Annotated in this window: 18 protein-coding genes; 16 read left to right on the top strand and 2 right to left on the bottom strand. The window is 35.5% G+C overall.

Annotated elements, in window-relative coordinates:
* The first annotated feature begins 1 nt into the window (after position 1).
* From RBR53_03980 to RBR53_03965, 4 genes are all read left to right on the top strand, one after another.
* Complete coding sequence (locus RBR53_03980) at positions 2-1,243, top strand: response regulator (protein ID MDY0131808.1); 1,242 nt, start codon at positions 2-4, stop codon at positions 1,241-1,243.
* Positions 1,236-1,676, top strand: coding sequence for a response regulator (locus tag RBR53_03975; protein ID MDY0131807.1), 441 nt, complete (start codon positions 1,236-1,238; stop codon positions 1,674-1,676). The genes RBR53_03980 and RBR53_03975 overlap by 8 nt, the downstream gene beginning before the upstream one ends.
* A gap of 83 nt (positions 1,677-1,759) precedes the next feature.
* Positions 1,760-2,245 carry a response regulator gene (locus RBR53_03970; protein ID MDY0131806.1) on the top strand — a complete coding sequence of 162 codons (486 nt, stop codon included), beginning with the start codon at positions 1,760-1,762 and terminating at the stop codon, positions 2,243-2,245.
* Positions 2,246-2,752: 507 nt separating this feature from the next.
* Complete coding sequence (locus tag RBR53_03965) at positions 2,753-4,609, top strand: ATP-dependent helicase (protein MDY0131805.1); 1,857 nt, start codon at positions 2,753-2,755, stop codon at positions 4,607-4,609.
* 93 nt (positions 4,610-4,702) lie between these two features.
* On the opposite strand, the gene RBR53_03960 is transcribed toward RBR53_03965, so the two are convergent.
* Both RBR53_03960 and RBR53_03955 read right to left on the bottom strand, forming a co-directional pair.
* Positions 4,703-6,181, bottom strand: coding sequence for an SLC13 family permease (locus RBR53_03960; protein MDY0131804.1), 1,479 nt, complete (start codon positions 6,179-6,181; stop codon positions 4,703-4,705).
* 422 nt (positions 6,182-6,603) lie between these two features.
* Positions 6,604-8,385, bottom strand: coding sequence for a Na/Pi cotransporter family protein (locus tag RBR53_03955; protein MDY0131803.1), 1,782 nt, complete (start codon positions 8,383-8,385; stop codon positions 6,604-6,606).
* Positions 8,386-8,567: 182 nt separating this feature from the next.
* On the opposite strand from RBR53_03955, the gene RBR53_03950 reads away from it, so the two are divergent.
* The 12 genes from RBR53_03950 (at position 8,568) to RBR53_03895 (ending at position 20,819) form a co-directional block, all read left to right on the top strand.
* Positions 8,568-8,921, top strand: a complete 354-nt coding sequence (locus RBR53_03950) for a hypothetical protein (GenBank protein MDY0131802.1) — start codon at positions 8,568-8,570, stop codon at positions 8,919-8,921.
* A gap of 135 nt (positions 8,922-9,056) precedes the next feature.
* On the top strand, positions 9,057-10,517 hold the full coding sequence (locus tag RBR53_03945) for an ATP-binding protein (protein MDY0131801.1): 1,461 nt from the start codon (positions 9,057-9,059) through the stop codon (positions 10,515-10,517).
* Positions 10,510-11,922, top strand: a complete 1,413-nt coding sequence (locus RBR53_03940; protein MDY0131800.1) for a sigma-54 dependent transcriptional regulator — start codon at positions 10,510-10,512, stop codon at positions 11,920-11,922. Before RBR53_03945 ends, RBR53_03940 begins: the two co-directional genes overlap by 8 nt.
* A 319-nt stretch (positions 11,923-12,241) precedes the next feature.
* The gene (locus RBR53_03935; protein ID MDY0131799.1) at positions 12,242-12,679 is read left to right on the top strand and encodes a response regulator; all 438 of its coding nucleotides are present in this window, start codon (positions 12,242-12,244) and stop codon (positions 12,677-12,679) included.
* Positions 12,680-13,054: 375 nt separating this feature from the next.
* Entirely contained in the window at positions 13,055-14,740 is a 1,686-nt protein-coding gene (locus RBR53_03930; GenBank protein MDY0131798.1) for an ATP-binding protein, read from the top strand.
* A gap of 76 nt (positions 14,741-14,816) precedes the next feature.
* Positions 14,817-15,716 carry a response regulator gene (locus RBR53_03925; protein MDY0131797.1) on the top strand — a complete coding sequence of 300 codons (900 nt, stop codon included), beginning with the start codon at positions 14,817-14,819 and terminating at the stop codon, positions 15,714-15,716.
* Between the two features lie 30 nt (positions 15,717-15,746).
* Positions 15,747-17,600 (top strand): DASS family sodium-coupled anion symporter, encoded by a 1,854-nt coding sequence (locus tag RBR53_03920; protein MDY0131796.1) that lies wholly within the window; start codon positions 15,747-15,749, stop codon positions 17,598-17,600.
* 66 nt (positions 17,601-17,666) lie between these two features.
* Positions 17,667-17,813 carry a hypothetical protein gene (locus RBR53_03915; GenBank protein MDY0131795.1) on the top strand — a complete coding sequence of 49 codons (147 nt, stop codon included), beginning with the start codon at positions 17,667-17,669 and terminating at the stop codon, positions 17,811-17,813.
* A gap of 90 nt (positions 17,814-17,903) precedes the next feature.
* Entirely contained in the window at positions 17,904-18,020 is a 117-nt protein-coding gene (locus RBR53_03910) for a methyl-accepting chemotaxis protein (protein ID MDY0131794.1), read from the top strand.
* A gap of 4 nt (positions 18,021-18,024) precedes the next feature.
* A complete protein-coding gene (locus RBR53_03905) occupies positions 18,025-18,546 on the top strand; it encodes a YIP1 family protein (GenBank protein MDY0131793.1) in 522 nt (173 codons plus the stop codon).
* Positions 18,547-18,669: 123 nt separating this feature from the next.
* The gene (locus RBR53_03900) at positions 18,670-19,122 is read left to right on the top strand and encodes a hypothetical protein (GenBank protein ID MDY0131792.1); all 453 of its coding nucleotides are present in this window, start codon (positions 18,670-18,672) and stop codon (positions 19,120-19,122) included.
* Between the two features lie 266 nt (positions 19,123-19,388).
* Positions 19,389-20,819, top strand: coding sequence for a sigma 54-interacting transcriptional regulator (locus RBR53_03895; GenBank protein ID MDY0131791.1), 1,431 nt, complete (start codon positions 19,389-19,391; stop codon positions 20,817-20,819).
* Position 20,820 lies beyond the last annotated feature (1 nt).

Below are 20,820 nucleotides of genomic sequence, written 5' to 3'. Positions count from 1 at the left end.
AGTGGAAGACAGGGAATCAAAACCGGAGAAAATATCCATGATAAAAACACGACTACTACTGGTGGATGATGAAAGTCATTTTCGATCGCCGCTAAAAAAACGGCTCCATAAACGCGGGTTTATTGTTTTTGAAGCAGGCAACGGAAAAGAATGCCAGTCCCTAATGAAACAAGAGCCGGTGGATGTGGTTGTTCTGGACATTAAAATGCCCGGAATGGGAGGAATTGAGGTTTTGACCTGGATTCGGGATCAGTTTCCAAAAACCGAAGTCATTTTGCTAACAGGTCATGCCTGTGCAGCAGACGGTGTGGAGGGGATTAAAAAAGGTGCCTTTGACTACCTAACAAAGCCGGTGGAACTGGATCATCTGGTGCAAAAAATTAATCAGGCTCTGGAAAAACAAAAGCGGGAGGAAGAAAAAAAGCAGGAAGCTGAATTCAAAGCCCGGATGGAACAACAAATGGTTGCTACAGAGCGCTTAGCGTCCCTGGGAACCCTGTCCACAGGAATTGCCCATGAAATTGACAATCCCCTAGCCATTATCATGGAATGCACCGAATTTATGCGACTTCTGCTGGATAAAACAGAAGATGCGGTTTTCCCCCGGAAAAAAGATTTTGAAAAGGCCGTAGGAAAGATCGAAACCGCCATTGACCGGGCACGGCGGATCACTCATCAGCTTCTGGGTTTTGTCCGCCAGCCGGAAACAGTTTTTTCAAAAACCGACTTAAAGGTATTGATTTCAGAAACTATTGAATTTGTAAAAAAAGAAGCGCAAAATAAAAAAGTTGAGATTGTTCAAGATCTGGATAAGGTCAACGGAAAAATCTGGAGTGATGCTTATGCCATCCGGCAGGTGCTGATCAATCTGATCACAAACGCCTTAGCTGCGGTGAACAGTGAGGATACAATTACTGTTTCCATCAAAGAAACCGATTTATTAACAAAAATTCAGGTAGAAGACACTGGAAGCGGTATTCCAAAAGAAAATTTAGAAAAGATTTTTGAACCTTTTTTTACCACCAAACCCCCTGGAAAAGGAACAGGACTCGGCCTTTACGTAACATTTGGAATTATGAAACGCCTGGGCGGAAAGATCGAAGTATCCAGCCGGGTGGGTACGGGCACGGTATTTACCATCACCCTGCCCCGGACCATGAAAGCATGTTCCCTTATGGGAGACAATAAAGATATTTGCCTAAATATATTAAACACGATTAAAGGAGATCAGCCAAATGATTAAAATTCCGACAAAGGTCCTGATTGTGGATGATGAAAAAGATTTTGTAGAAATGTTTTCACTACGGCTTCAGGAAACCGGTGAGAAGGTGTTTACCGCCTACGGCGGAAAGGAATGCCTTGATACTCTGGCAGTAGAAGATATTGATGTAGTGGTGCTGGATATAAAAATGCCCGAGATGGATGGTATTGAGGTGTTGCGGGAAATTAAAAAGCGTCATCCCATTGTAGAGGTTATTCTGCTCACCGGACACGGAGCCATTGAAACAGCAGTAACCGGTATGAAGCTTGGGGCTTACGATTATCTACTCAAGCCAGCAGATGCCAGAGAAATGGCCCAAAAACTCGAAGGTGCCCGGAAAAGAAAAGAAGAGCAAGAAGAAAGGATTCGTAAGGCTGAAGAGCGAACCCTTCTAAGGCGCACTGGCGGTATCTAGCAATCATAAATCCTATTACCCTTGCCGGAAACATTTCCATTGAGGATTATGCTAACGGCAGATTTAATAAAGGAGAGGAAAAAATGCAGAACCAAAAAATTAACCTTTTATTTGTGGATGATGAAGAGCGGTTTCTAAAATCCATGACTCAACTCCTGGAAGCCAGAGGTTTTGACGTGATAGCCGTCAACCGGGGTGAAAAAGCCATTGAAGCCGCCAGAAATCATCCTGTGGACATTGCATTGGTGGATTTAAAAATGCCCGGAATTGACGGGGAAGAAACTTTGAGATTACTAAAAAAAGAACATCACTGGATGGAAATTGTGATTCTAACCGGTCACGGCAGCATTGATTCAGCTGTTCAATCCACTAAAGACGGAGCCTATTTATATCTGCAAAAGCCCTGTGAGCTTGAAGAACTGCTCGAAGCGCTGAAAAACGCCTATAAAAAACGAGTGATGAACAAAAACGACATCGAAGAAAAACATATGAATGAATTACTCAAAATCTCCCAGTCAAGCTCTCCAAGGGATATTTTGAAACGGTTAAAGGAAATTGATGCTGGCTGAATTTAGAAAATGCCCTTGAAGAGGTTTGTTTGACATAAGAATTTTTTTAATGAATCTGTTTTTTTTATACTCAATTTTATAAATTTTAAAACTCTTTTAAAAAACAACAAAAGCGGGATTCTTATAGTTTGAAAAACTCTTATCAATGGGCATAATTCTCAGCCTTTCAAATTTTATTGTGGCCGGATGCCTTTCTTGATCCGGCCGTGCCGTTATAAAAAAACAAAAAACCTCCATCCCGCCGGAACAAAAATATCAAAAATTGAAATCCAGCAAAAAAGCCACCTTAAATCCAGAAAAAATTGATCATACTAAAATCAAGATTAAAAAAGCATCTTGATTTAGTCTGAAATTTATTGCTTAATAAATTTGAAAATAAAACAAAGAAATTCAGTTTTCTAACAAAACTGGACAACCAACTTGACAAACACCAATGGAAATTCAATTTTTACACCAAACAAAACATTTCAATGTAAATTCCACCTGAATATTTTAACCGGAGACATTATGTTCAATCTATCCAAAAGCCAGCAGGAAGCTGTAAATCATATAAATAGCCCCGCACTTGTAGTTGCAGGTGCAGGCTCAGGAAAAACAAGAACCCTTACTGCAAAAATAGCCCATCTTGTCAATTTAGGATTTGATCCAAAAAAAATACTTGCAATTACCTTCACAAACAAGGCAGCAGATGAAATGAAACAAAGGCTGTTTGATCTTACCGGCCTTGACGAGATTTCTTTTCCCTGGGTGAGAACCTATCACTCAGCATGTTTTAAAATTTTTAAAGCTGAAGCCCATCAAATGGGATATAAAAATCCTTTGCAGATTTTAGATATTTATCATCAGCAGAAAATTCTTGAAGAAGTTCTTGTAAAAATGAATATAGACAAAAAAAATCTTGGGGAAATAAGAGCAAGAATTTCAATAGCTAAAAACTATGGAGATCCCTTTGAATACTTTCAATTAAATCCATTAACCAAAGGGTTTAGAATAGAAGACATTTTCAAAGAATACGAAAACATTCAAAAGGAACAAAATGCCCTTGATTTTGATAATATTTTGTATCTTACCAGAAACCTACTCAGGGACAACAAAGAGGTAAGAGTAAAATACCAGGATATGTTTCATTATGTTCTAATTGACGAATATCAGGATACAAACAATCTCCAGGAAGAAATCACTCAGCTTCTTCTAGGCCATGACAATCTTTTTTGTGTAGGTGATGATTGGCAGTCAGTATATGGATTCAGGGGAAGCAATGTGGATCATTTTCTTTCGTTCAAAAAAAAATATCCAAAAAGCAAAATTTTCAGGCTTGAAGAAAACTTCAGATCCTGCGACGAAATTGTAAAAGCAGCCAACCATCTCATAGGATACAATGCAGATCGGATGGAAAAATCCTGCTTTTCTTCAAAAACCGGAGGTGAAGTTTCTGTTCACTACTTGGGAGATGAGGAACAAGAAGCTTTGTGGATAGGAAAAAAACTTCAAACACTGAATAACGCAGGTATAAACTATGAAGAAATGGCAGTGATATACAGAACAAAATTCTGCTCAAGGGCTTTTGAAAAAGCATTCCGAATGCTAAAAATCCCATACAGACTTCTTGGTGACAAAGGATTTTTTGAAAGAAAAGAAATTCTTGATCTTAATTGTTATCTTACCTCTGCCTGCTTTCCCATGGATGACACTGCGTTTGCAAGAATTATAAACATTCCCAAAAGAGGAATAGGGCCTGCAATGCTTAAAAAGATAAGCTCAATGAGAATTGAGGGAATGTCTTTTTTAGATGCGGCAAAAGAAGCGGTCCAAAAATCTCTTTTATCGCAAAAAGTCCATAAAAACTTAAAAAACCTTTTGGAAATTTTGGAGGAAATAAAAGATCTGCCTCCAAACCTTGCAATTGAATATATAATATCTCAAACAGAATATATTAATTATCTGGAATCTATAGCCAAAACTCCCCGGGAAATAACAACGAGAAAAGAAAACATCCAGGAGCTAATTGCAACAGCTGGGCAAAGGGATTCAATAGCAGAATACCTAGAAGAAGCCGCCCTGGTAAGGCAAGACAAAGAGTCGGAAGATGAAAATGATCTTGGAAGAGGAGTTAACCTTTCAACGGTTCATTCCTGCAAAGGGCTTGAGTTTAACACTGTTTTTGTAGCAGGATGCGAAGAAGAACTTTTTCCCCACTGGAAATCAATGGATTCTACCATGGAACTTCAGGAAGAAAGAAGGCTTATGTATGTTGCAATAACAAGAGCGGAATTTAGAACCTTCCTGACATCAGCGGACTTCAGACAAAACAGGCTTGCAAAAACATCAAGATTTCTAAAAGAGATTGAAGAATATATCAGCTAAGACAAAAAAATAAATTTATGGGGCGACCCGTAAAAAAGCCGCCCCATAAATCTTATGATGACAGGATTTACCACTCCAATTAATAAAGTTGGATTATGGAGTTGGAATTGTAATTGGCATTCCCATCATAGGCCAAATTACAGAAACTGCAAGACCAACCACTATGATAAGAATAATACTTGCCGGAATTCCTGCAAGGAAAAATTCACCTGTTGTAAATTGTTTTGAGTCGTATGCAATAGCGTTTGGAGCAGCACCAACAAGAAGTAAGAACGGCATACCTGCTGTTATAAGGGACGCAAAAAGAATAACTTCAGGAGCAACTCCAAGATATGGAGCAACAACAAGTGCCACAGGTAGAGAAATAGCTATGGCTGCAACGTTCATAATAAAGTTTGTCATTACCATCACAAAAAATGAAATTCCTATGACAAATACAAACCAGTGTGATTCCAGAAAAAAGCCCAACCAGTGAATAGCAAGCCATTCTGCAGCACCTGTTTCCCAGAGGCAAAAACCTATACTCATGGCTCCACCAAAAAGAAGAACTATATTCCATGGAACAGCTTCAAGATCCTGAAGATCTAAAATTCCAAAAACATAAAATAAAATTGTAGATACAAGAATAATTGCGGTTTTATCAAATGGTTCAAGAGCTGGAACAAATGAACGAAGTGAAAGAGCAAAAATGCATGAAAATATAATTACAGCAGCAAGTATTTCCTGTCTTGTAAATTTACCCATTTCTTTGCTCATCTGCTTGGCTCTTTCTTTAAGCCCGGGTATTGTCTTTTTTTCAGGCTTGAAAAATATCATGAAAAAGCCCCAAAGGATCAAAACCATAAGCCAGCCTATTGGAAACATATAAAAAGAAAGCTCAAAAAAAGACACTTCTCTTCCTATAATATCCTTGAAAAACCCCAAGGCAACAGCTCCTCGGGCAGCACCAAGAAGAGTTACAATACTTCCAGCTCCAGCAACAAAAGCCATTCCTATAAAAAGACCCTTACCAAACTTTGTAGGCTTATCATCGTCGGAATACATGCTGTAAATTGTCATAAGAAGGGGATAAACAGTTGCTGCTACTGCAGTATGTGCCATTATATGGGTTAAAAGTGCAGTCACAACAAAGCATCCCAAATAAATCATACTTGTTCGCTCACCAACAAAAGAAAGCATTTTATATGCAAGCCGCTTTGTAAGCCCGGTTTTGGTAAAAACCATTCCTATTACCAAAGATGCAAAAATAAAAAGAACCGAAGGATCCATAAAATCCTTGAATGCGACTTTAGCAGGCCTTATTAAAAACAATACCTGTAAAACTCCAATTGTAAGACTTGTAATCCCAATGGGAAGTACTTCAAACACCCACCAGATACCCGCAAGAAGAAATACTGCCAGAGCACCTTTCCCTTCCCTTGAAAGCTGAAAATGCTTTCCTTCAGGGTCAACCGCATCAACCCATTGTGGTGAAAAATAGACTATAATAAAAAGAGCTACCCCAAAAAAAAGAAAACCTAACTTCATCCAATCAATATCAAGCTTACCCATTCGCGTTGCAATCGATGCCATGACCCTTACCTCCAATGCTCAGAACTTTTAAGTTTAAAAACTGTTTTACCTTTAAATCCTTCCAGAGATTTAAATTCCATAATTCACTCCTCACATAAATTATATTTTTATTCCTTATTTATATTTTTTAAAATTTTTAAAATCTCATTAAACTCATTTAGATTGGCAACTTTCATGCCAACCAGATCAAAAGACATTTGAAGTTTTAAAAAAGCTACAAGATAAAAAAATAAAAGGAAACCGTTATTTTCCACCTTTTACTAAATTATCAAGGCTTTATTAAATAACAAGGATAAAGATTATACGTTTCTTTAATGAGAATCAAGAAAAGAGAAGATTAAAAATAACCATAGAATAGTTAACGCCCAAAAGCATGAAACTATATGAAACCTTTTTTGTTTCATATAGTTTCATGCCTAAACTCAATCACCTTTAATTCCAGACATTTCAAAATAGGTTTTTGCAATATTTCCTGAATAGGCAATAAGAGAAATCATAAGATCCATAAGGCCCATGTGAAGCTTGTGGGTTTCTACCGACTCTTTTCTGAGCTGGCTTATTCTTGCAAAATGACTGACACGATACTTCATATGAAGATCAAGATAGGCCTGTTCCTTTTTCATAACTTTTACCACAGCATCAACATCAGATTCATCAAAAACACTTTTAAGTCTGGAAATCTGTTTCAAGGTTTTCAGCTGAAATTCGGAAAGCTCTTTAAAACCAGCCTCTGAAAAATAAGTTTTTATATTTTTCCTTGTTTCATAAAGTCTTGGCAATGTTTGGGAAATTGTGGAACCTATACTCTCAAGATCCTTTGAAATAGAAATATAAGCATAAGCCTTTGCAACCTTGTTTCTTGGAATATCATTTCTTACAATCCTAAAAAGATAGGAGCTTATTTTTTCTTCTAAAAATCTTATTTCATCACCTCTTATAGAAATCCCTTCAAGGACATTTTTGGAAAAAAACCTTTTATCCTGAGGAGGTTTTTCTTTTATAAACAAAAGAGAACCTGCAATAACCATTTCATTTAAAATTCCAATAATTTTTGAAATTTCATTTTTTACAAGGTCAAGGGCAGCTTCTGGGGGAGGAAGATTATCAGTATCAAGAACCGATTCAAAAACAATTTCATAATCAGATTTTTTATCAGGAAAAATTCTCATAAGAAAAACACTTATAATTCCGCAGAAAGGAAGAAAAATTAAAGCTATTCCAATATTATAGAGAGTATGTGCATTTGCAATTATTCTTGAGGGGGACTCACTAAAAAAAGAAGTTATATATTCAGAAAAAAATGTAAAAGAATGAATCATTGAAAAAAACACCACAGCACCACATGTCTTGAAAAACAAATGTGCTAAAGCTGTTCTTTTTGCTTCTCTTGAAGCTCCAATACAGGCAAGAAGTGCTGTAACACAGGTTCCTATATTGGCACCTATCATCACAGACACAGCAGAGGTAACAGAGATTAGACCTCCTTCAGCCATTACCATTGCAATACCGGTTGATGCAGCGCTGCTCTGGATTACAGCGGTAAAAAGAACACCAACTAAAAGGGAATAAAAAGGAGGTGAAAATTTTTGCAAAAAAACTACTGCTTCAGGACTTTCTTTTAAAGGAAGAACAGCCTGGGACATAAGATCCATCCCATAAAAAAGAAGACCAAAACCAATAAGAGTATTTCCAATATTTTTAAAAACCGCCTTTTTGGAAAATATTTTTAAAAAAAACCCTCCACCCACAAAAAAAACTGAATATTGAAAAATGCTAAAGGCAATTATCTGGGTTGTAAGAGTTGCTCCGACATTTGCACCAAGAATAATGGCAAGGCTGGAAGAAAACCTGACAAGACCTGCCTGAACAAAACCAACAACCATTACTGTGGCTGCAGAATTGGACTGGAACAATGCACTTAAAAATATTCCTGTAAAAAATCCTTTTATTCTGTTTCCTGTAATATTTTTAATTCTTTTCCCAAAACTTGTTCCTGCAAAATTTTTCAAGGCAAGAGTCATGGAATCCATCCCCATGAGAAAAAAGACAAAACCTGCAAACACACTTAATACAACAGGATAAAAAATATTTTTTGACTCAAAGCCAATATTTTCTGGAATATCTTCAAAGCAAAACCCAGGATAAGCAAAAAGAAAAACCACTATAAAAATTAAAATCAAACCTTTAAATTTATCTTTTCTCATAAAACCCTCCATATCTAAAAAACAGCCTCTACCAAAAAGCTGCTATTTGTTATCCGAGCAAAATACATGCCTTTAAACTTACAAAAAACAACCGACTGTTTTTACTAGGAATATTAACAAAAAATATAAAGGCACAAGTTTTGCTAGTTAATAAAAAAGAACCTTTAATAAAAGGTGGGAAAATGGAAACAATAATAGTAACAGATAAAAGTCCTCATATTAGAAAGCTTATTTCACGGGAGTTTGAAGACCTTAACTGTAAAATTAAAAAGGATTTTAACCAGGAGGAAATAATTGAATTTTTAAAATTTCCAACAACTTTTACAATAATTCTTGATCCTGAGTTTTTGACAATAAACCCTTTGATATTTATAAAAAAAATCAATGAAATATCTCCTGAAACCATTATTATAGTTCATGCCTACGATGAATGGAGAGATATTTTTTACCCAAATAAAAAACTTTATTTTGTGGAAAAAAATGCTGAAAGTATTGAAACTGTAAAAAAATTTATTCAAACAACCGCATTTTTGTAAAAATATTATACATTTTTATTTTTACAAATTTTATTTACAATTACATTTAATAAACTTTCAAATATTGACTCTTGCTAAAGGCATAATTATTGCTTAACGTTAATTTAATACAATCATTAAACTCGGAATTATCAAATGCGCATAGGGTTAAGTCTTAAATTTAAGGTGTTTTTCCTTCTTTCAATTATAGTTTTCATGACTTTTATCTGGGCTGTAAGCATAGTAAGCTATTCAGTTAAAACTGATTCTGCTTTAAATAAAATGGTAAATGAAAATATTGAAACATATAAAGCCGCCAAAAATCTTGAAAACGCTCTTTCAAATCAAAAAGGTTTTTTAACATATTTTTTTGTCGATGAAGAGTACAAATGGCTTGAAGAACTTGGCAAATATATGGAAATTTTCCAAAACGAACTTAACCAGATAAAAGAGCTGGTATCTGACACTGAAGAACTTGAACTCATAGAAAAAATCGAAAAAGATTATGCTCAATATATAAAAACAAAAGATCAAGCAATCAAACTTTATAAATCAAAGATGAAAGAATCGATTACAGACATTCACATACATCAAAGAAAAATGTTTTTCAACCTGCTTGTAAGTTGTGAAAAGCTTTGCGATTACCAATGGAATTCAGTGATTGACCTAAAACAAAAACTTAATTCAAAAGCTGAAACCATGAGAAAACTTACAATAATCTCAATTCTTTTTTTGTGTTTTATTTATTTGGTAATTTTACACTTTATCTCAAAAAAAATACTTGAGCCCATTGCAAAAATTGCAGAGGAATCAGGTACTGAAAGTAATTTAAAATCAAAAAATCAAATTGAACTGATTTCAGAAAATTTAAAAGGAATAAAACAACTCTATGCTAATGCTGAAACAGAACTTACAAAAAGCAGGGAAAGCCTTGAGCAATCGGAAAGACTTGCCCTTGTTGGAAAACTGGCAGCAGGAGTTGCACATTCAATTAGAAATCCCTTTACATCTGTTAAAATGAGACTTTTTTCCTTAAGCCGTTCACTAAATCTTTCATTTACCCATGAAGAAGATTTCCAGGTTATTTCAGATGAAATCGGAAGAATTGATAATATTATTCAAAATTTTCTAGAATTTTCAAGGCTTCCAAAACTTAAAATGGAATATTGTCATACCTATCCAATCATAACCTCTGTTATTCAGCTTCTTGAACACAGACTAAAAACCTACGACGTACACACAAAATACATAAGATCAAGATTCAATCCTGTTATCTTTGCTGATGCAGACAGAATAAGAGAAGCTCTTATAAATATTATAATCAATGCATGTGAAGCCATGGAAAACGGAGGTGAAATTGAAATTTCCGAAGAAATCACAGATGATAATTTTGTCAAAATTAAATTTAAAGACTCGGGCCCAGGAATTTCAGAAGAGGCTAAATCAAATATTTTAAATCCTTTTTTCACTACAAAGGAATACGGTTCAGGCCTTGGGCTTAGTATTGTACACAAAATCATGGCAGAACATAAGGGCATTGTATTTTTTGAGTCTGAAGAAGGAAAGGGAACTGTTTTCATACTAAGTTTTCCCTTAGGAGAAAAGAAAAATGACTGATATTCACATAATTGACGACGATATCCAGCTTGCGAAAAGCTTTTCAAAAATACTTTCAAAAGAAGGATATCTGGTAAAAACATCATTTACCGGGAAAACAGGAATTCAAAGCATATTGGCAGATCCTCCAAAGCTTGTGATTTTAGACATCAAGCTTCCTGATATAAACGGAATAGAAGTCTTTGAAAAACTTAACAAAAAACTTCCAAATCTTCCTGTTATTATTATCACTGCCTACGGAGACACAGAAACAGCAATAGGAGCAATAAAAAAAGGAGCTTTTGACTATATTTACAAGCCTTTTGATATACCTCCAATGTTCGAACTGATAGAAAAAGGAGTGGAATCTTCTAAATACAGAAATTCTCCGGTAATAATAAATCCTGATGAAGAAGAATTTAACAAAGAAGCCTTGATAGGCAACAGCAATGAAATGATAGAAGTGTATAAATCCATTGGGAAAGTGGCTCCAACCGATGCAACTGTTCTTATAAGAGGTGAATCAGGTACAGGAAAAGAGCTTTGTGCAAGGGCGGTTTTTCATCATTCCTCGAGAAGCACAAATCCTTTTATTATAATAAATTGTGTGGCAATCCCTGAAACCCTTCTTGAAAGTGAACTTTTTGGTTATGAAAAAGGGGCTTTTACAGGAGCAGTTCATAAAAAAGTGGGAAAAATAGAACAAGCACATAAGGGAACAGTTTTTCTTGATGAAATCGGAGACATGCCCCTTGAAATTCAGGCAAAATTCTTACGCCTTCTCCAGGAAAAAAGTATTGAAAGGCTGGGAGGAAAAGATCCTCTTTCAGTTGATGTAAGAGTTATTGCCGCAACAAACAGAAATCTTGAAAAAGCAGTTGAAGAAGGAAGCTTTCGGGAAGATCTATATTACAGACTTAAAGTTGTAACAATAACAATGCCTCCTCTAAGGGACAGAAAAGAAGATATTCCCAGTTTAAGCAACTATCTTCTTAAAAAATTTTCCATTGAATCTGAGCTTAACAATCCGGGAATTTCAGACGAAGCAATAAACCACCTGAAAACCTATAACTGGCCCGGCAATATAAGAGAACTTTTCAATATCTTGCAAAAAGCTGTGATTTTCAATATGGGAACCCCCATTAAAAAAGAAGAAATTAACCTCCCCCAAAAAAACCTTGACCAATTAGAGGAAGAAAGCAAAAACAAAATAAACAAACTCAGTGAATGGGTAAAAAACTCTCTTTTGTCTGAAGTAAATGAAAGACCTTATGAAGTCTTGATGGACAAACTCAGTGAGATAATTATTTCTGAGGCCCTTTCCATAACAAAAGGCAATATTTCAAAAGCCTCTAAACTTATTGGAGTTTCAAGACCAACCCTGCATACAAAAATTGAAAAATTCAATATAGAAATAAAAGAATAAAAACCAATTAGTTTTCTATAAATCACCAAAAACAACCAGCAGGAGTTTTTTTGTTGCTATGAACAATCAATTTTGAGCAAAAACCATTTTTTATTCAGGCTCAAAATTGATGTTCAACCCAGCAATTACCTAAAATTCATCCTGTTAAGCTTTTATCTTCCTGAAACAAAGCTTTAATCTTTGGCCAGTTTCTAATTATATTTCTTTTCCAAGTCTCTTTTTTTTATGGCATCGATTTTGCGAACTTAATTATTGAGTAAGCTTTTAAATTTTGACACTAAAAATTAAATTTATAAATTTTCCACCAGGAGGCCCGCCAATGATTAGCACAGATTTACTTCTTGTTGATGACGAAGAAAGATTTCTTCAAACAACTTCAAAGCTTATAAAAAAACAAAAAAAAGATTTCAAAGTAATGACTGCTCCCGGAGGAAAGGAGTGTCTTGAAATTATTAGAAACAACAATATAGATGTGGTTATTCTTGACGTTAAAATGCCGGGAATGGATGGAGTTGAAGTTTTAAGAGAAATAAAAAGGGAAAAACCCCTTATTGAAGTAATCATGCTCACAGGACATTCCACCACTGATTCTGCAATTGAAGGAATGAAGCTTGGGGCTTATGACTATCTTCTGAAGCCCTGCGATATTGAAGCTCTTATTGACAAGGTTCTTTTAGCTGACAAAAGAAAAAAAAATGCGGAAGAAAGAATCACTCAGATAAAATTTCAAAAAACTACAAGCCAAAAAGGATTCTAATTATACTGCGGGCTTTAAAGTAAAGCCCGTTATCCTTGATTTTGCCAGGCCCTTTCCAGACAGATCTTACTCAAATTTCACATCTCCAAACAATTCAATCTTTCCTGGATTAAATTTTCCGTTTTTCTTTATTTAATCAAAGAATTTTGTCTCCAAAACGCAGAATAACAAGATCTGTAAATAACGAAATTGTAAAATATTTTTTTATACTTTGTAAAACTCCTTAACACCGCCACCGCCCCCCAAACGCCAACCAAGATAACATGCTGATATTAATCGAAAATATTTTTTGAAAAACATGGCACTCTCTTTGCTCTTATAAAAGAAAGATTAAGCTCATTTCTTAAAGCTTAAAACTGAAAAGGGGAAATTAAAGTGGAAGAACAAGCTTATAGAAAAAAAATGGGGAAAATGATTTTTACAAGGGTTGTCATGCTTCCTGTAACCCTTCTTCTCCTGGTTTGTGCTGTTATAGTTTTTTACTTTGTTTCATACTCAGGAAAAGAAGTTGAAAACAAATTAATCAGGATAGCCAGTGATCACAGAGACATGGTCGACTCCTTTTTAAATGAAAAATCAGGAATTTTAAAACTTCTTGCAGACAACCACGATTTTGAAGACCTTAAAAATAAAGAGTATTTATTAAAAATATTCAATAACCTCCAATCCCAATCAACAGCCTTTGTTGACCTAGGCGTTTTTGACTCAAAAGGAAACCATGTTGCCTATGCAGGCCCCTACAACCTGGAAGGGAAAAACTACTACAATGAGACCTGGTTTAAGATGGTTGAAAAAAATGGTTTTTTTATTTCCGATGAATTTCTTGGCTTCAGACAAATCCCCCATTTTATAATTGCTGCAAAAAAAGAGGACAACCAAGGCAAATGGTATTTAAGAACTACAATTGATACCCATTTTTTCAACACTCTTGTTTACAGTATAAGAATAGGAAGAACAGGCCATGCTTATATAATAAACAAGGAAGGTGTTTTAAAAACCATGAAAGGAAAAGACGACAACTCAAGTATGGTAAATTATTTTAACCATATTGAAAGCAACAAAGACAATAATCCCTCTTCGTTTTTTGGAGGAGGAATGTCTGGATTTAAATACATTTACTGTGCAGTCCCTCTTTCTGAAGTCAAATGGGCCCTTGTTGTAAGACAGGAGGCTCTTGATGCGTATTTTCCTCTTTTTATGGCAGCCGTGGTTTCTGTTTTAATAATTTTTTCAGGAGGAACCATTGTAGTTGTAACAGGATTTATAATGGCTTCAAACATGGCAAACCGATTAAGAGTTGCCAATGCTGAAAAAAAAGAAATGAAAACCCAACTAATAATCGCAGGAAAACTTGCTGAAGTTGGAGAAATGAGCACAGGAATAGCCCATGAAATCAACAACCCCCTCCAGGTTATCAAATCAGAAACAGCAATGATTGATGAATGTCTTAAAGATATAAACAAAACAGATACTTCAAAAATTAAAGACGAACTTTTCACCTTAACCGACTGTGTTGAGCAAATAAAACTTCAGGTAACAAGATGCGGAAAAATAACAAGGGGCCTTCTTACTTTTGCAAGAAAAGATGAAGCAAGTTTTGAAGCCTTTTCCCTTGAAGAAACAATTCCTGGAATTGTTCATATGGTTGATGAAAAAGCAAGGGTTGAAAATGTAAAAATAATCCAGGAAATTGAAAAAAATCTCCCTTTGATGAAAAGCGATGCCGGCCAGATTCAACAGGTAATTTTAAACCTTTTAAACAACTCGATTTATGCTCTCAAGGGCAGGTCAGACGGGCAAATAAAAATATCCATTAAAAAAGAAAACTCAGATGCAGTAATAATTTTTCAGGACAATGGCTGCGGATTTACCAAAGAAGAGCTTGAAAAAGCTTTTGTGCCATTTTTTACAACAAAGCCTGTTGGTGAAGGCACAGGCCTTGGACTGAGCACAGTCTATGGAATCATCAAAGGACTTGGAGGAGATATGACCCTTACAAGCGAATATGGACAGGGTTCCCAATTTCTAATCAGACTCCCCTTTGATTCAGAAAAAATATAAATATGAAAGATAAGGAGAAAAATTCATGAAACCGGTTGGCAAAAACAAACTAACATCTTTGAAGGAGGCTTAAACAATGGAAAAAGTCAAAGTTCTAATGGTTGATGACGAAGCCAGATTTCGTGAAACAACCTCAAAACTTCTACAAAAAAAAGGTTTTGAAGTTACCATGGCTGAAAGCGGAGAAGAAGCTATTGAAATTGTGAGAAAACAGCCACAGGATGTTGTTGTTCTTGATATAAAAATGAAAGGAATGGATGGCCATGCCGCCCTTTCAAAAATCAAGGAAATCGACTCTGAAATCAGGGTAATAATGCTCACAGGCCACGGCTCAGCAGATTCTGCTGAAAAAGCACTAAAAGAAAAGGCTTTTGACTATCTTAGCAAACCTTGTGGAATTGATATCTTGTCAATGAAAATCAGAGAAGCCTATGACGACAGGTATCACCTTGAAAAGAAAAAAGAAAAAAAAGCTTTTGATGTAATGACATGGATTGAAAACTATTCCTCTGTTTCCATGAATGCAACTGTAAAAGAAGCTATGACCATTCTTCTTGCCTCTTTTAAGCCCTCACTTACAAGCGAATCTTTTATTGTGTCGGGACATAGATCAATAATTGTAATGAACGACAAACAAGAACAAATCGGTCTTCTAACAATTTATGATCTTCTCGAGTCAATAAGGCCTGGCTACCTCTCAGCTCCAAAACCTTCAATGGCTGATTCAGTTCAGTATTCAAGCATGTTCTGGGACGGTCTTTTCACCCTTCAGACAAAAAAAATAGAAAATAAAAAGGTCAGTGAACTAATGTCTGAAAAACCGCCTATAGTAGATAAAGACGCAAACCTCATGGAGGTGGCTGACTTGATTTACACAAGCGGAAGAAGAAGGGTACTTGTAAAAGATAAGGACAGGGTGATTGGAATAGTCAGAGAGCAGGATATTTTCTTTGCAATGATAAACATTATTGTCTGATCAAGACTATAATATAAGAGGGAGTTAAAAATGGAAAACACTAAAAAAGAGAAAGCAACGGGATATGACAAGTATGTTGACTGGAAACTTTTTATTATCCCGGTGGTGTTATTGTTTGTAGTCCTTTTCATGCCTACACCTTATGGAATGAAAGATGTTGGGACAGAGTATGCTATAGGCCCTAAGGTAGTGGTAAACCATGTAACAGAAAAAGTTTTTAAGGTAAAAGCATCGGATGCCGAACAATGGCAGCTTTTGACGGGAAGAATGATGGATCAAAACATGCAGATGGGTGCAATGTCAAAAGCAAGGTTTTTAAAAAGAGATGCAAAATGGTGCAAAAAATACAAAATTGATTGTGATTCACAAAACTTAGCAAAAGCCCATAAATTTGTTGAAGCAAATTTTACTGAGGAATCTTTTTCAGCTCTTTCACAAGAACTTCTTGATTTAAGAAGAGATGTTTTAAAATATGAAGATCTTTCAGTAAAAGACAGGGCTGCCGCAGATAAAAGTGCCTGGAAAATCAAGGTTTCAATAGGGGTAACAATTTTCATAGTATTCTGTTTTTTTACAGAATGTATCCCTCTTCCAGCAGTTGCTTTCTGCATAGGCCTTATTTTTATGTTTACCAATGTTGTAACACGTCAAGAAGTTGCCATGCTCTACTGGAGTGATGCCTGTTGGTTTATCATGGGTAGCTTGATGTTTGCTGTGGCATTTGTCAGAACCGGTGTAGACAAGCGAGTCTGCCTTATGATGTTCAGAAAACTTGCAACCCCCAATGTGAAATGGATTACTCTTATATTTTTTCTTATAATCTCGCCTCTTGCTGCATTTATTTCAGATCATGCACTTGCAGCAATGTTTTTGCCTATTGGTATTCTTTTATACGAAAACAGCCTTACAAAAGATGTGCCTTCAGATCCCGAACTTGGAAAAATGCTTATGATTGGTATTGCCATGGCATGTAATATCGGTGGATTTGGAGCTCCCTCAGGCGGTGCCAGAAACGTAATAATGATGACCTATCTTGAAGATATGTTTGGCTTCAACATTGGTTATTTTGAGTGGGTAACCTATGCAATGCCATTTGTAATAGTAATGATGCCAATAACATGGTTGGTTTTAAACTGGAGATTTAAACCACTGGTTACAGATCTTGGACCTGCCATGAGGCATCTTCAAAGCGAAATTGATAAAATGGGACCCTGGAACAAGCATCAGATAATTGCCCTTATCATTTTTGTTATCATGGTTTTTGGATGGTTTACTGAAAAACTTTTTTACACCTCAGGAATTATTCCAGTACGGCTTGGAATAGGTGTAATTGCTATTGCAGGTGCTGTTGCCTATATAATGGCAGGAATTGTTAACTGGAGGGATTATCAGGAAGGAGTGGACTGGGGTGTTGTATGGCTTTATGCAGGTGCAATTATTTTTGGACGTACACTTGACTCCACAGGTGCTGCTTACTGGATGGCAAGATCAGTTCTAGACCTGCTTGCTCCTTTAGGAATAAACAGCGGTGCTCCTCTTATGCTTGTAAACAACGGACTTACAGCAATAATGACAAACCTTATGGCAGACGGTCCTGCTGCTGCTGCAGTTGGTCCTATCTCTCTTAACCTTGCAGCTCTTGCACATCCCGGCACATCATTTCTTCCTTTTATAGCCATGAGTACTGCCTGTGCATCTTCATTTGCATACCTTCTTATTATAGGTACTCCTCCAAATGCAATTGTATATGCCAGCGGTTATCTTGAGCCCAAGGATTTTTTAAGAATCGGTGGAATCATGTGGGTTGTTGCAAACGTAGTTCTCCTGGCTCTTACCATGGTTTACTGGGGAATGAGAGGCTTTGGCGGACTTCCCGGATTTTAAAATTTAAACAAATTAACTTTAAACAAGGGCCTTTTAAATTAAAGGCCCTTCCAAAAAGAGGATAAAATGGAAAATAAAAAAAAATCTGAAAAATTATTCTACTACAAGAACGGAAAGCTCTGGTTTTCTAAAAAAGCTGAAAGAAAAATTTTCTTTTTCATGACAATTATAATGCTTGGGACCGGAGTTGGCTATCTTGTTTTAAGCCTCTAAAAAAGAACTCAAATGTTTTTTACTCGCCATTATAAATGGAAGAAAAAGCAAAGATTACTCAAGCTGTTTCAGCAATATCTGATCAAATAAATCTTCTTTGCCCTAAAAGTTGCAATAGAAGCTGCAAGAGCTGGCGATGCCGGCAGAGGATTTGCTGTTGTTGCCAATGAAATAAAAGCAACCCAAGACATAAAAAACAAGGAGTAGAAAAATGAATCAGCTTACAATAAAAAGTTATATTGATACACTTTCGACAATGATAAAAAATCCAGGGGCTTTTTTTGAAAATCTTCCAAAAAATATAAGCCTTAAACCTCCTTTTTATTTTTTATGTATTTCCTGTTTTTTTTCAGCAATAGTTTTTATTTTTTCAACATCTGTAGCAGACTATATAGCTATTACAGGCTCCATATACTTTATCAATGCTGTAGGAATGACATTGATTGCAGCATTTTTTGCATTTACTGCTATTCTTGTAATCACACCTGACAACGCAGATTATAAAAAATGTTTTTCAATTTTTGCTTATTCAGCAGGTACAACAATAATTGGAGCCGGCATCCCTTTTTTTCTCTGGTTTGCTGAAGTCTGGAAATGGTGGCTTATAGGAAAAGGGCTCAAAACAAATATCAAACTGACTAATATTCAAACATTAATTGTAATAGCTGTTTCCATAGGATCGGTTCTTTTTCTCTTTTCTTTGTTCACCAGACTGTCAGCTGCTGGAAACTGAAATGGAGATTTTAAACCTTGACAACTCTAAGGATAAGCCAAAGATAATAGTTTTATGGCATATCTATTGCTATATAATAAATTAAGGGATGATTTTTTATTCATTAATTTATGAGGTGGAAAGATGAAAAATTTTAAAAAATATGAAAATACCTATACAAATTCTCTTGAAAAGCCAGAAATTCTGGTCGGAGGGGATGCTGTATCAGATGAAATAATAAATCAAATTAAAAATATGGGCATGACTCCAATAAAATCTTCAGCTGCAAATATTGTTTCCTTTTCAATTGACTTAAGCTCCAATTGTATTGTTCTTGACTATAAAAATGCCAGTGATGCCATTGTTTCACTTTTAAAAATACTAAGGCTGAAGCCTTACACAAAAATAATTGTTGCAGCAGAAATATTAAGCCTTTCTGAAGCCATGGAAATTATTGATTTAGGAGCTGTTGACTGTTTTATAAAACCTATTGATTACAAAGAGCTTGAATGGAGAATTTCTGAGGTAATTTCAGAAAATTTTTTTACAAATATTGACTTAAAATCCCATGAAACAACTGATCATATGAGTGTTTAATTTAATATTATAAATTTATTTTTCTGCCTCTTGCAGTCAGCTTAAATCTTTAAATTGTATCTTAAAAATATCCATCCCCCTTAAACTTCCGATCTGAAGTTACTTCCTCCCCCATAATTCAGATCGGAAGTTTTTTATTGTCTTTAAAAAAATATTTTCTTTAAACTATTCACAATAAATGTTTCAATCAATGTTTCATTTTGAATTAAAGTTGGGCAAAACTTAAAGATACTCTTTTTATAAAAGAAAAACCAAGGTGAAACATAATGAACCCGCTAACTTCGCCTCCCATAGCTAGAGGCTTGTTCCAAAAAGGAACAAATTTAGAAAAACTTTTTGATGCTTTTGATCATCCTATTATTATCCTAGATAATGAGCTCAATCTGGTTTTTTTTAATTCAAAAACAAAAACAATTTCTGATCTTTCCCTTGAAAAAGCACTGGGCCTCCCGTGCAGATATTTTTTAAAAACCAGGCATTGCGGCCATGAATGTCCTTTAAAAAAACCTGAAACAAAAATGGAAAACAACTTTATTGAAACAGATATTTTAAATTCCTTCAGACAAATAATTCCTGTAAAAATTCTTTTTTCAGAAATTTACGATTCTTCAGCAAATAAACAAGGCTATATCCTCATTGTAAAAAAACCGGAAAAAGAAAAAAATAAAACAAAAAATTATCAAGAGGATTTAAGTTTTTCAAGCATAATAGGAAGAAGTCCGGAAATGGCTAAAATTTACAGACTTCTTCCTGTGCTTGCCCAAAGCGATGCTTCAACTCTTATCACAGGTGAAACAGGTACAGGAAAAGATCTTCTTGCTGAAGAAATGCACAGGGCATCTGAAAGATCTGAAGGCCCTTTTATAAAAGTTAATTGCGGTGCACTTCCTGAGACACTGCTTGAAAGTGAACTTTTTGGACACAACAAAGGAGCCTTTACAGGTGCTGTTGAAAACAAACCCGGAAGATTTAAGCTAGCACATAATGGAACTCTTTTTCTCACTGAAATTGGGGATCTTCCCTTGACCCTTCAGGTAAAACTGCTGACTTTTCTTGATGATAAAGTGGTATATCCCCTTGGCAGCACAAAAGGATTCCAAGCAAATGTCCGGATAATTGCAGCAACCCATAGAAATCTTGAACAAATGGTAGGAGAAGGTAACTTCAGGCAGGACTTGTTATTCAGACTTAATGTGGCAAGAATTCACCTTCCCCCATTAAGAGAAAGAGACGACGACCTTCTCCTTCTTCTCAACCATTTTCTTAAAAAATTCAATGAATCTTTAAATAAAAAAATATCTGGTTTCAACTCCCGGGCAAAATCAATTCTGGTTAAATATACTTACCCCGGCAATGTAAGAGAAGTAAGAAATATAATAGAATATGCGGCAAACGTCTGCCAAAATTCAAAAATTGCCCCCCCAGATCTTCCAGCATATATTCAGCACAGGGACAAACCTTCAAAAGACACAACATCCGGGTCAGAAGAAGTGCTAAAACATAGCAACCCAGACAAATCGGAACAAAAAGAAACAACAATTGAAACAGCAAGCTTTTCATCCTTTCCAGAAATTGAAAGAAAACTTATCATAGATGCTCTTCTAAAATCAGGGGGAAGCAAATCCAAAGCAGCAGAAATCTTAGGCTGGGGAAGAACCACCCTGTGGAGAAAGATGAAAAAATATGAGATCGGATAAA

It is taken from the genome of Desulforegulaceae bacterium (assembly GCA_034006035.1).
Taxonomy (GTDB): domain Bacteria; phylum Desulfobacterota; class Desulfobacteria; order Desulfobacterales; family JACKCP01; genus JACKCP01.
The sequence above is the reverse complement of the archived record's forward strand: the minus strand, read 5'-3'. Positions and strand labels throughout refer to the sequence as shown.

Coding starts and splice junctions, on each gene's coding strand:
- RBR53_03975 (MDY0131807.1), top strand. CDS start 1,236: ATGATTAAAATTCCGACAAAGGTCCTGATTGTGGATGATGAAAAAGAT.
- RBR53_03970 (MDY0131806.1), top strand. CDS start 1,760: ATGCAGAACCAAAAAATTAACCTTTTATTTGTGGATGATGAAGAGCGG.
- RBR53_03965 (MDY0131805.1), top strand. CDS start 2,753: ATGTTCAATCTATCCAAAAGCCAGCAGGAAGCTGTAAATCATATAAAT.
- RBR53_03960 (MDY0131804.1), bottom strand. CDS start 6,181: ATGGCATCGATTGCAACGCGAATGGGTAAGCTTGATATTGATTGGATG.
- RBR53_03955 (MDY0131803.1), bottom strand. CDS start 8,385: ATGAGAAAAGATAAATTTAAAGGTTTGATTTTAATTTTTATAGTGGTT.
- RBR53_03950 (MDY0131802.1), top strand. CDS start 8,568: ATGGAAACAATAATAGTAACAGATAAAAGTCCTCATATTAGAAAGCTT.
- RBR53_03945 (MDY0131801.1), top strand. CDS start 9,057: ATGCGCATAGGGTTAAGTCTTAAATTTAAGGTGTTTTTCCTTCTTTCA.
- RBR53_03940 (MDY0131800.1), top strand. CDS start 10,510: ATGACTGATATTCACATAATTGACGACGATATCCAGCTTGCGAAAAGC.
- RBR53_03935 (MDY0131799.1), top strand. CDS start 12,242: ATGATTAGCACAGATTTACTTCTTGTTGATGACGAAGAAAGATTTCTT.
- RBR53_03925 (MDY0131797.1), top strand. CDS start 14,817: ATGGAAAAAGTCAAAGTTCTAATGGTTGATGACGAAGCCAGATTTCGT.
- RBR53_03920 (MDY0131796.1), top strand. CDS start 15,747: ATGGAAAACACTAAAAAAGAGAAAGCAACGGGATATGACAAGTATGTT.
- RBR53_03915 (MDY0131795.1), top strand. CDS start 17,667: ATGGAAAATAAAAAAAAATCTGAAAAATTATTCTACTACAAGAACGGA.
- RBR53_03905 (MDY0131793.1), top strand. CDS start 18,025: ATGAATCAGCTTACAATAAAAAGTTATATTGATACACTTTCGACAATG.
- RBR53_03900 (MDY0131792.1), top strand. CDS start 18,670: ATGAAAAATTTTAAAAAATATGAAAATACCTATACAAATTCTCTTGAA.
- RBR53_03895 (MDY0131791.1), top strand. CDS start 19,389: ATGAACCCGCTAACTTCGCCTCCCATAGCTAGAGGCTTGTTCCAAAAA.